Origin of the sequence: Vibrio owensii CAIM 1854 = LMG 25443, assembly GCF_000817815.1 — a bacterium.
Classification (GTDB): domain Bacteria; phylum Pseudomonadota; class Gammaproteobacteria; order Enterobacterales; family Vibrionaceae; genus Vibrio; species Vibrio owensii.
The window spans coordinates 38,751-50,898 of the sequence record NZ_JPRD01000040.1; the positions used below are offsets into that span (position 1 = coordinate 38,751).

The window sequence follows — 12,148 nt, forward strand, 5'->3', positions numbered from 1 at the left end:
ATAACATAACAATTAATCGAAAGGACAATTAATATGAAACCGGGTATCCATCCAGAATACCGTCCCGTGGTATTTCACGACACAAGCGTAGACGAATACTTTGTTGTGGGGTCGACACTACACACTGATCGCACTATCGAATGGAAAGATGGCAAAACTTATCCATATTTCACTCTCGATGTATCATCCGCTTCTCATCCGTTTTACACCGGTAAGCAACGTGTGGTTCAAGCGGAAGGTCGTATTGCGAACTTTAATCGTCGCTTTGGTCAATTTAATAAAGATAAGGACTAAGAGATGAAAGTTGTTAAATCATTAAAGAGCGCAAAAAGCCGACACCCTGATTGCCAAATCGTAAAAAGAAGAGGGCGTTTATACGTTATTTGTAAGTCGAACCCGCGCTTCAAGGCGGTGCAGAAATAACCATAAATATCGTAATAATTTATGGGATGTAGTTACTTATAATGCTGATTTATGATCTATATGCGGGTGATATAACTATATTTTTATCGATAATAGGTCATAAATCCGCCTTTAAGTTACATTCTGTAACGTTTTGAACTTTCACTTAACCCTTGTGTCGAGTACCCTGCGCAAGCTTTATGACATTTTTGTCACAAATGCGCAGGAATAAATACAAGGAGGGAACAGATGAGTTCATCTGCTTCAATGAAACAAAACTCGCCAAAGAAGCCACTATTCACGCGCTTCTTAGATACAGTTGAATATTTGGGGAACCTTTTACCCCACCCAATCACACTTTTCGCCATTTTCTGTCTTGCAATCTTAGTGATGTCCGGTATCGCGGGCTACTTTGAAGTCGCAGTCATGGATCCTCGCCCAGAAGGCGCACCGGGTCGTGCAGCGGACGGTATGATTCAAGTAATCAGTCTGCTAAATGCTGACGGCTTAGAACTGATTGTTACTAACCTAGTGAAAAACTTTGTTGGCTTCGCACCGTTAGGTACGGTTTTGGTTGCGATGCTTGGTGTTGCCATTGCAGAACATTCTGGACTACTTTCTGCTGCAATGCGTGGCCTAGTAATGGGCGCTTCTCAGCGCATGGTTACTGTGACTGTTGTTTTCGCAGGTATCATTTCAAACACGGCATCTGAGCTTGGCTACGTGGTGTTGATCCCATTAGCTGCAATGCTGTTCCACTCATTAGGTCGTCATCCGCTTGCTGGTCTAGCAGCCGCATTTGCTGGTGTATCTGGTGGTTACTCGGCAAACCTACTGATTGGTACGGTTGACCCACTGCTTTCAGGTATCACTGAAACAGCTGCACAGATGATTGACCCAACTTACACGGTAGGCCCAGAAGTAAACTGGTACTTCATGTTTGTTTCTACCTTCTTTATCGCGATTACTGGTGCATTTGTAACGGAGAAAATCGTTGAGCCGAAACTTGGCAAATACAACGATGAAGAAGCAGCGGAAGACCTGTCTCAAGATAAGATGGGTACACTGACTGACGTAGAGAAGAAAGGCCTTAAACTGGCGGGTATCGCTGTTCTAGCAGTATCAGCGCTACTGGCATGGACTATCGTTCCTGCTGACGGTGTTCTGCGTTCTGATGCTGGCACGGTCGCGGGCTCTCCATTCCTGAAGAGTATCGTAGCATTCATCTTTGTGTTCTTCGCGATTCCTGGTTTTGTGTACGGCCGAGTGGTTGGCACAATGAAAAACGATCGTGACGTGATTGATGCAATGTCGAAGTCAATGTCTTCAATGGGTATGTACATTGTATTGGTATTCTTCGCCGCTCAGTTTGTTGCTTTCTTCAAGTGGACTAACTTTGGTCAAGTATTCGCAGTAGCGGGTGCAGACTTCCTACAAAGCATCGGTCTAACTGGCCCAATGTTGTTCTTCGCATTCATCCTAATGTGTGGCTTCATTAACCTTATGATCGGCTCTGCATCGGCACAGTGGGCGGTAACAGCACCTATCTTCGTTCCTATGCTAATGCTTGTGGGTTACGCGCCAGAAACGATTCAGGCGGCTTACCGTATCGGTGACTCAACGACGAACATCATCACTCCAATGATGAGCTACTTCGGTCTTATCCTTGCAGTAGCAACACGCTACATGAAGAACCTAGGTATCGGTACGTTGATTGCGACCATGCTGCCATACTCAATCTGCTTTATCGTAGGTTGGAGTGTGTTGTTCTACCTATGGGTATTCGTATTCGGTTTACCAGTAGGTCCTGGTGCGGCAACGTACTACACGCCTTAATTGGCAACCTCACTCAGCTCTCAAAGCCTGCGTTTATCGCAGGCTTTTTTGTTTAAAGTCCGGCGAAGCGATAAGTTAGGCCGACTTCAAACGACCATCCCAAATCACGTTGAATTAAAGGGCTGTCGCTATCGTGATGCACAAACTCAGCTTTAGAAATACCAATCCAAGATGGTGTGAACTCATACAAACCGATAATTCCCGCTTGATAAACAAAAGTAGAGTCGGCTTTGAACTCGTTTAACCCAGATGCTGCGGCCTCTTGTGCAGAGACACTGTAAAGGTGGTGAGAGAGTTTTTTGTCACGATAGTCGACTTCAAGATATGGAGTCAGGGTAAAAGGTGGCAACCAAGTTTCTAACGTCCGACCGAGATGCAATTGAACTTCATAGCCATTGTGTTCCGAAGTGACATCATGCAAATAAGTCAGTCTTGCGCCAACCGTTCCTAAGGTAATACCAAGCTCGCCATTACCATCGCGGTCGTTGATGCCATTTGGCAAATCGGCAAAGGTATCGGAGACTTCTGCAAAACGCCAATTGGCCGATACGCCTACGTAGGGTAACGCTTGCCAGTTGGCTAAGCTGCCATCGATAAAACCTATCGGCCCTGAATAAAACAGATTCGGTGTTGCGCCAAATTGAGGGGTGTCTTTGATGGAAAACACGCTTTCGCCATAGGTGGCGCTGCCGCCAACAATGCCAAAAGACTCATTGTTAGCCAATGAAAGAGGGCTCGATAAAAGCAAAGTGAGAGAAAAGGCAATCCGTGGCTTCATAAATAAAACTCCGTTCTTGTTCTAACAACAAAGAACGGAGTTTTGTGATTCCTATTTCATCAACGAATGATTTTCATGCGAGGGGGAGGCGCAATCAACGCTTGGCAAGGATTCTATCGAGGTGGTTAGCAAACTCTCTGCGCTCCGTTTGAGACAAAGCTGCAGGGCCGCCAGTCTGAATGCCACTTGAGCGCATGGTGTCCATGAAATCACGGATATTCAAGCGCGCTTTGATGGTGTCTTTGGTGTATAACTCGCCTCGTGAGCTCAGTGCTTGAGCACCTTTGCTGATCACTTCGTCTGCCAATGGGATATCAGAGGTGATCACTAAGTCATTGGTTTCGACACGACGAACAATTTCATTGTCGGCAATATCAAAGCCAGCAGGGACTTGTAAAGAGTGGATATTGGCACGTTTTGGTACAGGGACCACATGGTTGGCTACAAATGTACATTCAACGCCTGTGCGCTCAGCGGCGCGTACAATCGTCTCTCTGATTACTTTCGGACAAGCATCCGCATCTACCCACAGCTTCATGATGTTTTCTCATTGAGTTTTGCTTCCAGTTCCTCTACTCGAGCAACCAACTTCGCCACGGTATTCTCCAGCGCAACAATACGATCTTCTTCTTTCGGAGTTTGCACCGCTACTTCCACTTTAGGGATACGGTTTGCGCTCTTCCAACTTTTGATGGTTGCGATTAATGCAGGCATCGGTACGGGCGTTTTCATTCGTGCTTTTACCAGTGCCACAGTGGGCTCTTTGCCTTGCTGCTGTAGTTGCTCCATCACGGCTTCCAGCTCTTTAGTGACGTCTTGAGTTAACATAATTTGTCCCTACTAAAATGACTTCTATCATCATACTTTGCGCGGTTGATTTTAGCGAATAGCAATTTCGGCAGTGCCTTGTGCGAGATCTCTCACACGGGTTGTGAGAGAAAACGATTTCGTCATCAGCCAAACAGAATGTTTTGCCTGTAAGTGTATGAAAAATATCCTTTTAACATGCTGTTAACTAAGTTTTTCAACAAAAGATTTTCTCGGGTAGATTGTGATTTAAAGGGAAAAGCGTAAATTAAACCTTGTCGGCAGGAAGCAGACATGGAACAGGAAAGCACCAAGGATTTGGTCATCGTCAGGACGACGATTTGATTATTCAGGATGAGTGATCAAGCAAGGAGCGTAGGACATTGTAAGGATACATTCATCAATAGGATGTTGATGACTAAGGATAGACAATGGACCCCTCATTGGATTGAGGTAAGGACAGCATCAGGACGATGCAAAGGACACCGCTCAAGGAACAAGTGATGTGTGCTAACGGGGAATGTTAGCTATCAGGATGATAAGGACACCGCTAGGACGGCGACGTAAGGACTAAGCTGACGGATTCAGCCACTATTATGGATGATGCATGGAGCACTAATTAGTAGCCGGACTGCTGCGAGTAAGACTATGGCCCCGATACTTTTGTGTCGGGGTCTTTCTTATTTATCGCGCTTTCATATTTTTGGATGATTGAAAGTAGGCGATATCACATTATTTATAAATTCCTCATAACACTGAATAAAAAACAATCCAGATCAATATCCTTTCCAATCAGTTGGTTTAACTTTCGGCTTCTCTAAAAGGCGTTATGTGCCGCATACAAATCGATGGCTTTTCAATCGATAGCTCTTGAGCTTCTGCTATGCGGATAAATTAAGTTTGCTGTAATCAAGGAACAGATGTGACCATAGTAACCAGAAGAATGCTTCTTCTACCCTACAATGAGTCGTTGCAACTAGAGTTCGTGATGTTGAATTGCTGCGCTAAAAATCGCGCAGAGATGAATGGACCTCATACCGTGTCTTCTGCCAAACAGTTGTTTGAGAAGATTCTGGACGATGAGAATGTCCACAGTATGGCGGTGCTTGAGAGTACCAGCCGTGATTATATGGGACACGTGTTCATTTCAAACCTAGATCATGAACCAGAGCTAGGGTTTATCTTTGATAAAGCTTATTGGGGTAAAGGGTTAGCGACAGAAGCGCTAAAGGCGTTTTTCCCGAAAGCGTGCCGTGAGCTTGGGCTACACAAAGTCAAAGCAAATGTGAATAGCCACCACAAAGCATCCATGGCAGTGCTGGAAAAACTAGGATTTACAAAAAAGAGAGAAAGCAAGGACCTTTACGGCCCTTACTTTGAAATGGAATTTACAAGCGATGTGGCGGTAGGTGAAAGTTCAGCGGCCTAAACCCGATCATCGTTAACTCTCCTTGGTAGCAATCATCACCAAGGGATGAAAACTCAAATTGATACACTGTATGCCAGCGCCAGATTCCGTCTGGCGTTTTCAATTTATGCGCACCAAATGCAATGCTGACCAATTGCAAATCTAATTGATCACACTTACGCGAAATAGCCGCTTTTGCCAACTCTGACTGACGTCGTTGTTGCCAAAACAAAAAACAAAAAAAGCACAGTCCTAAAATGGCTAGTAGGTCACCGATCATCCCTAATCCTTCATTATCCCTTTGTTGCTTGCTGCAGTTTGACTAATGCCGTCGCTAGCTCTTCCGATGGGCTAGAGTGCAGCAAAGGTAGCAATACCATTCTTAGCTCTGGTAGCATAACTAAATCGGCAAACAATTGATTAAATAGGGCTTGGTTCCCAGTTTGTGCGAGGCGCAGCAAAAATTGCTCAGCGACGCTTGCGTCAGCGAGTAGGTGCCAAGTACGGCCAGCGATGCCGATCAACACTTCTTGGTGGCTCAAACGTGGGCTCTGTAAAATTGCCTTCAAGATTGGCAAGGAAATCTCGGTTGGTGCGCCCGCCAGAGCTCGAATCAAAGCAGAGAGTAAGAACAAGTCAGGTTCGTTGCTTTCAATTTCTTGCTTCGCTTTTTCCGCAATGCGCTCTGCCAAGCGTTCTTGTAGATCGACATGTTCAAGCGCGCCGAGTAGGGCGTAAAGTGGTTCATTAGGCAAGTGGTTAAGGGCTTTACGCAAAGTCACGGCATTTTGTTCTTTGCCTAAGCGTGCTGCCATATCAGTGATGCCTTGCAGACCAACGGTTTGCCAGTTGTCCCAACCTAGGTCACCGGTAAAGTAGTGCTGAGTGTGCTCGTAATACTGGCTGGTGGGTAAGTCTAAGTTCGCGCGAACTTGGCTGTGGAAGACAGCCATCTTTTCTTCTGCAGGTTTAAACGTGTATGGGTTGTTAGAAAGCTTTTGTTGTTGCTCTTCCGACATTTCCTCACTCAGGCGAGTCCCCATCGCTTCAACGACGTATTTAATGAAGTTTCCGATGTCGGATTGCTTAAGCAAACCACGCTCATCCAGCTCAAACTTTAGAAACCAAATCCAAGGCTGCTTTTGCTCATTCCAGTACGCGATTGCGAGGTGCGCTTTACGCTGCATTGGGAATGGGTAAGGGCACTGGCCTTTTTCCACATCCGCAAACACTTGTGCATCGATGGTTTTGATACGACGACCAAGGTCGAAGATTTGATATTCACAATGGCTGTTATTTAACAGCTGAGTGAGGGTTTGAATGTTTTCCATTAAATACGACATCCTAATGTTCTTTTCACAAGAAATGGTATCATTCTCGGCTAATTCAAGGTTCGAGACGGAATTAATGGCAACAAACACCCAATTGGTCGACTTACTTCAACAACTTGAAGCACAATTGCGCCATCATGAGCTGTGGCAGCACACTATGCCATCAGAACAAGCACTGCAAAGCACGGAACCATTTGCTATTGATACACTTCATCCGCATGAGTGGTTGCAGTGGATCTTTATTGCCCGTATGCATGCGTTAGTGGAAAGTAACCAACCTTTACCTCGCGGTTTTTCTATTGAACCGTATTTTGCAGAAGCGTGGAAACAAGAGCCGCATTACGCCGAGCTATTAGTGACTATTCGAACCATCGACGAACTATGTAAGTAACCTCAATGTCAGAACAAGAAACATCACCATCTGTTGAACCCGTTTTATTAGAGATCGTTTATCAGGACGAGTACTTTGTTGCGGTCAACAAACCTGCCGGAATGCTAGTGCACCGTAGTTGGTTGGATAAGCATGAGACTCAATTCGTGATGCAAACGCTGCGCGATCAAATTGGGCAGCATGTGTTTCCACTGCATCGCTTGGATCGCCCAACCTCAGGTGTACTTGTGTTTGCTTTATCCAGTGAAGTTGCTTCACAAGTCATGCCTATGTTTGCTGAGCACAAGATGGAGAAAACCTATCATGCGATCGTTCGAGGCTGGATCGAGGAAGAAGGCGTACTGGATTACGCTCTGAAAGTTGAACTCGATAAGATTGCCGATAAGTTTGCTTCGCAAGAGAAAGAAGCACAAGAAGCAGTAACGGCATACAAACCGCTAGCAAAAGTGGAAGTTCCTTATTCAACAGGTAAGTTCCCGACCACACGATACTGTTTGATGGAAATGAAGCCAAAGACAGGGCGTAAGCATCAGTTGCGTCGTCACATGGCTCACCTACGTCATCCAATCGTTGGTGATACGACACACGGTGATGGCAAGCACAACAAGTTGTACCGTACCGAATTCGATTCTCATCGACTGTTGCTGCATGCATCAGAGTTGCGCTTTGTGCATCCGTTTACCGATGAAGAAATCGTGATGAAAGCCAATATCGATGAAACTTGGCAGCAGTTATTTGCGAGATTTGAGTGGGATGCATCGTTGGTGCAATAAGCGGTTAGGTTGATCCGCTATTCGCTGTATTAAACAAAGAAAGGGGGTTGGTATCGGTACCAACCCCCTTTTTAATTTTTCAGTCTTAATGCTTTATTTCAGCTTTTCTAGATCCGCTTCGATCTCGGCGATCTTACTGGAAACGACCTTCTCCAAATGACGAAGATCAGAGAGAATCTTCTCTTTTACATCCACTTCAGCCACTTTCACAGGCTTGGTGATCTTGTTTAGCTCATCGATCACAAGCGTTAGGTTACGGTTGATTTCGGTTACTTCTTTGTATTTATGACTGCCGCTATCTACTAATACATTTTTAACTTGGCGTGGGTATTTGAACTTCACGCTCTTAGCGAAAAACTCGCCTTTCTGTTTGTGAAAGTAGATCTTTAGGACGTCTTTGTGTGCTTCTTGGCGCAGGGAGTAACGTTCAATCTGTTTCGGGTCATGGATGCCCAAACCAGTGAGGTGTGGATACATAGGCTACCTCTGTGTATTGAATTGGAGTCCATACAACTGTAGCAGCCCATTTATGAGCTAGATAGCTGATATTTAGTCAAATTGCTCAACTTGTGGGCAAGATCGCTATCGTTCTTGCCCACCTTAGTTGTTGATCAAGCGCTGGTTTTCTCTCAAGCCGAAACTGGGTCAGAGAGTTTTTCAATCAGCTTTTCACGCAACTCGTCTTGTTGCTCTTCACTGAGCCTGCCGCCAGCTTCACTCGTCAGAATAAACAAGTCTTCAGCGCGCTCACCAATGGTGGTGATTTTTGCCGCATGTAGGTTAATGCCCAAATCAGCAAAGGTACGTCCCACTTTTGCCAGAAGCCCTGGTGTATCGAGAGCGACAAACTCCATCAAAGTGCGCTTTTTGCTCTTGGTTGGCAGGAAGTCGACTTTGGTTTTAACGTTGAAATGCTGAAGTTTATTTGGTGTACGGCGCGTCTTAATTTTCGTCGGACGACCATCTTCCAGTACGTGTGTAATGTGTTTGGTCACTGCGCTGTGACGACCTTCTTCAATCGCTTTACCATGTTGGTCAAGTACCATAAAGGTATCGAGTACATAACCATCTTTACTGGTCATGATTTGCGCGTCGTGTACGTTGAAGTTGCGACGGTCAAGCTCAGCAACGACGGTAGCAAACAGTGCTGGTTGGTCCGGGCTGTAGACGAACACTTCAGTACCGCCACGAGTGGCCTTCTTACTGATCAGAACCAACGGCTTACTTGGATCTTCCATACGAAGTAAATGTTCGCAGTGCCAAGCGATTTGCTTGTGGGTATGACGCAAGAAGTAATCGGCTTTAAAGCGTTGCCACAGCACTTCAATTTCACGAGCAGAGAAGCCTTCTTTGCGTAATAGGGCTGAGGCCATTTGTTGGTTATGACGAATACGCTCACGTACATCTACAGGGTTTTCTAGGCCACGGCGCAGCGCACGTTGGGTGGAATAGAACAATTCCGCGAGCAAGGTGCGTTTCCAGCTGTTCCAAAGTTCAGGGTTGGTCGCGCAGATATCAGCTACCGTCAGACACACAAGGTACTCAAGGTACTCTTCATCACGCACTTGCTTGGCAAACTCGGTAATCACGTCCGGATCGTAAATATCTCGGCGTTGAGCCGTCACGGACATCAATAAGTGATGCCTTACTAGCCAACTTACCAATTTCGCTTCTGGCTTAGACAAGCCGTGTTCAATACAGAAATCGTACGCTTCACCTTCCCCGATTACCGAATGGTCACCACCACGCCCTTTGCCGATATCATGGAAAATCGCGGCCAGAATCAGTAGCTCTTTCTTCTGAATTCGAGGATAAACTTCGCAGCAAATTGGATGCTTGCTGTGGTTCTCTGCGTAGCTGAAGGTATTAATGTGCTTGAGCAGACGAATACTGTGCTCATCCACAGTATATACATGGAATAGGTCGAATTGCATCTGACCAACAATTTGGCTCCATTGCGGAAGATACGCCGCCAGTACGCCAAGCTTGTGCATTAGACTGAACGCCTTATGCAGCGCATTTGGATGACGACACAGCGCCATAAACTTTTCACGCGCTTCTGGAATAGTGTGCAAGAACTTGTTCAATCGACGACGCGCAGTACGTAACTGACGCAACGTAGGAGGGCTCACGCCTTCAATGCTCGAATCATTGGCGATGTGCAGGAACATATCCAAAATGGTTTCGGGACGAGCTTGGAACAGCGCAGGTTTGCGAGCCTCGATCAGTGAACCACGGCGTTGGAAATCTTCGTCGATGATTTCAGCGTCTTGTGAGGCCCCGCCGTTGATGATGGCTTGGTCGAACAGTTTGAGCAGCATCTTATTAAGTTCTGCCACACGACGCAGAGTGCGGTAGAACTCCTTCATCATCATTTCGACGCCGCGATTGCCTTCACCAACATACCCAAGGTGCTCCGCGACTTGCGCTTGGTGGGCAAAGGTTAAACGGTTGTCATAACGACGGAGTTCAATATGCAGTGCAAAACGCACGCGCCATAAGAAATCCTGACATTCAACCAACTCACGGTATTCCGCATCGGTCAGGAAGCCATAGCGACTCATCTCTAGTAACGATGTCGCGCCAAAATGACGGCGTGCCACCCAGCTTAAAGTGTGAATGTCACGCAAGCCGCCCGGCGTGGACTTGATGTCGGGTTCGAGGTTGTAGGTGGTGTCATGGTAGCGCGCGTGGCGTTCACGCTGCTCCTGAATCTTGGCACGGTAAAAAGTTTCGCTTGGCCAGAAAGAATCAGATAACACCACTTTCTTTAAGGCTTGGAAGGTGTCTTCACTTCCGCAAAGCAAACGCGCTTCTTGCAGGTTCGTGGCAACGGTTAAGTCTGAACGTCCAATCTCTGCACATTCATCAACAGTGCGCACTGCGTGGCCGACTTCTAGGCGTAAATCCCACAATAGGGTAATGAACTCACTGATTTTAGCTTCCAGAGCATTTGGCAGCTTGTTCTTCGACAGAATCAAAATGTCGATATCAGACAGAGGATGTAACTCACCACGCCCGTAACCGCCGACGGCAACTAAGGAAATATTATGGATGTCGTTGAATCCGAAGTGTTGCCATAAACGATTGAGGAGTAAATCCATGTACTCAGCGCGTGACAAAACAAGGTTGGTCACAGGGTGGTGCTGTAGAAATTCTTCTTTTTGGTATGAACTGAATTTTTCGAGTTCTTGCTTAAGTTCACCGATGTTTATCTGTTCATCGGTAAACGTAAGAGGTGACTGAAGGGTCATATTTGCTATCCGTGCAAGCTAAAACTATTAGCAATCTAACAAATTTGCTGCAGATAAAAAATATCCCCGCATGGGCGGGGATATGGAAAGTGATGGGCGATTAAACGTTTTTCATAATTCGTGGAATGGTATCATCGCTGCGAAGCGTTAGTACTTCACAACCTTCTTTGGTCACCACGATGGTGTGTTCCCACTGTGCTGAGTTTTTACCGTCACCAGTGTAAACCGTCCAATCATCTTGAGCATCAACAGTACAACCGAATTTACCCGCGTTGATCATTGGTTCGATAGTAAAACACATGCCTTCTTTTAGTACGCGGCGGTCTTTGTTCTTGTAGTGAACCACTTGTGGCTCTTCGTGGAACTCATCACCGATACCGTGACCACAGAAGTCCTTAACAATAGAGAACTTGTTACGTGGGTTGTTCTTGTTGTTTTCTTTGATGTACTTCTCGATTGCTGTACCGATATCACCAACTGTTGCACCAGGCTTAACTTGACGCATACCGATGTATAGAGACTCTTGAGCAACCATACACAGACGTTTGTTTGCTGGAGATACATCACCAACTAGGAACATCTTAGAAGTGTCACCGTGGTAACCTTGTGGACGAACGCTTAGATCTGCGTTTTCATCGTTAGGTACGATAACCGTGATATCAACGTTAATGATGTCGCCATCTTTAAGTACAGCTGGCTTCATTTGGCCATTTGCACCTTTTTCATCTTCTGTCGCAGGGATGCCGTGACAAACGATGTGGTTGATTGACGTACAGATTGATTTAGGGAATCCATGGTAATCAAGCGGTGCAGAGTAAGCGCCACGCTCTAGAGCGTAATCGTGACAGATTTTGTTTAATTCTTCTGTCGTCACACCCGCCTTGATGTGCGGTTCGATCATTTCTAGAGTGTCTGCGGCTAGCTTGCCCGCAATACGCATGCGTTCGATTTCTTCAGCAGTTTTAATCTTGATTGACATTGGCTTTCTCTACTTATTCGTAAGCACGTGAACGTGCGAATGCGCGCATTCTATCAGACATCTTGCGGTTAACCCAAGCCAGTTAAGAATATGAGTCATTCTTACTTGAAGTCTAGTCATGGAATTTAGAAGAGAGTAGGGATAGGTGTGATAGGGAAATTAGAATTGTAAGAAACAATTTTTACTAGC

Annotated in this window: 14 protein-coding genes; 6 read left to right on the plus strand and 8 right to left on the minus strand. The window is 45.9% G+C overall.

Annotated features, from left to right (window positions below):
- The first annotated feature begins 33 nt into the window (after window positions 1-33).
- The 3 genes from H735_RS19590 (at window position 34) to H735_RS19595 (ending at window position 2,238) form a co-directional block, all read left to right on the plus strand.
- Entirely contained in the window at window positions 34-294 is a 261-nt protein-coding gene (locus H735_RS19590) for a type B 50S ribosomal protein L31 (protein WP_009707432.1), read from the plus strand.
- A gap of 3 nt (window positions 295-297) precedes the next feature.
- On the plus strand, window positions 298-423 hold the full coding sequence (gene ykgO / locus H735_RS30345) for a type B 50S ribosomal protein L36 (RefSeq protein ID WP_009847431.1): 126 nt from the start codon (window positions 298-300) through the stop codon (window positions 421-423).
- A 228-nt stretch (window positions 424-651) separates the two neighbouring features.
- Window positions 652-2,238: an AbgT family transporter gene (locus H735_RS19595; protein WP_009707431.1), complete on the plus strand. Its 1,587-nt coding sequence runs from the start codon at window positions 652-654 to the stop codon at window positions 2,236-2,238.
- A gap of 52 nt (window positions 2,239-2,290) precedes the next feature.
- Here the strand turns inward: H735_RS19595 and H735_RS19600 are convergent, their stop codons facing one another.
- The 3 genes from H735_RS19600 to H735_RS19610 form a co-directional block, all read right to left on the minus strand.
- Complete coding sequence (locus H735_RS19600; RefSeq protein ID WP_020195487.1) at window positions 2,291-3,016, minus strand: MipA/OmpV family protein; 726 nt, start codon at window positions 3,014-3,016, stop codon at window positions 2,291-2,293.
- A 94-nt stretch (window positions 3,017-3,110) separates the two neighbouring features.
- The gene (locus H735_RS19605) at window positions 3,111-3,554 is read right to left on the minus strand and encodes a YaiI/YqxD family protein (protein ID WP_020195488.1); all 444 of its coding nucleotides are present in this window, start codon (window positions 3,552-3,554) and stop codon (window positions 3,111-3,113) included.
- Window positions 3,551-3,844 carry a hypothetical protein gene (locus tag H735_RS19610; RefSeq protein ID WP_009707429.1) on the minus strand — a complete coding sequence of 98 codons (294 nt, stop codon included), beginning with the start codon at window positions 3,842-3,844 and terminating at the stop codon, window positions 3,551-3,553. Before H735_RS19610 ends, H735_RS19605 begins: the two co-directional genes overlap by 4 nt.
- Before the next feature lie 922 nt (window positions 3,845-4,766).
- Here H735_RS19610 and H735_RS19615 point away from each other — a divergent pair.
- Complete coding sequence (locus H735_RS19615; RefSeq protein WP_020195489.1) at window positions 4,767-5,252, plus strand: GNAT family N-acetyltransferase; 486 nt, start codon at window positions 4,767-4,769, stop codon at window positions 5,250-5,252.
- On the opposite strand, the gene H735_RS30355 is transcribed toward H735_RS19615, so the two are convergent.
- Complete coding sequence (locus tag H735_RS30355; RefSeq protein ID WP_009707427.1) at window positions 5,212-5,511, minus strand: DUF3301 domain-containing protein; 300 nt, start codon at window positions 5,509-5,511, stop codon at window positions 5,212-5,214. The genes H735_RS19615 and H735_RS30355 overlap by 41 nt on opposite strands.
- Window positions 5,512-5,524: 13 nt before the next feature.
- Entirely contained in the window at window positions 5,525-6,562 is a 1,038-nt protein-coding gene (locus tag H735_RS19620) for a DUF3549 family protein (RefSeq protein ID WP_020195490.1), read from the minus strand.
- A 76-nt stretch (window positions 6,563-6,638) separates the two neighbouring features.
- Here H735_RS19620 and H735_RS19625 point away from each other — a divergent pair, with 76 nt between their 5' ends.
- Together H735_RS19625 and truC are read left to right on the plus strand one after the other, a co-directional pair.
- Window positions 6,639-6,953 (plus strand): YqcC family protein, encoded by a 315-nt coding sequence (locus H735_RS19625; protein ID WP_005436756.1) that lies wholly within the window; start codon window positions 6,639-6,641, stop codon window positions 6,951-6,953.
- A gap of 5 nt (window positions 6,954-6,958) precedes the next feature.
- Window positions 6,959-7,726, plus strand: coding sequence for a tRNA pseudouridine(65) synthase TruC (gene truC, locus H735_RS19630; protein ID WP_009707425.1), 768 nt, complete (start codon window positions 6,959-6,961; stop codon window positions 7,724-7,726).
- A gap of 93 nt (window positions 7,727-7,819) precedes the next feature.
- Here truC and H735_RS19635 read toward each other — a convergent pair whose 3' ends face one another.
- From H735_RS19635 to map, 3 genes are all read right to left on the minus strand, one after another.
- Complete coding sequence (locus H735_RS19635; protein WP_005436760.1) at window positions 7,820-8,203, minus strand: DUF3461 family protein; 384 nt, start codon at window positions 8,201-8,203, stop codon at window positions 7,820-7,822.
- 152 nt (window positions 8,204-8,355) lie between these two features.
- Window positions 8,356-10,980, minus strand: a complete 2,625-nt coding sequence (gene glnD / locus H735_RS19640) for a bifunctional uridylyltransferase/uridylyl-removing protein GlnD (protein WP_020195492.1) — start codon at window positions 10,978-10,980, stop codon at window positions 8,356-8,358.
- Window positions 10,981-11,080: 100 nt separating this feature from the next.
- Entirely contained in the window at window positions 11,081-11,959 is an 879-nt protein-coding gene (map, locus tag H735_RS19645) for a type I methionyl aminopeptidase (protein WP_020195493.1), read from the minus strand.
- Window positions 11,960-12,148 lie beyond the last annotated feature (189 nt).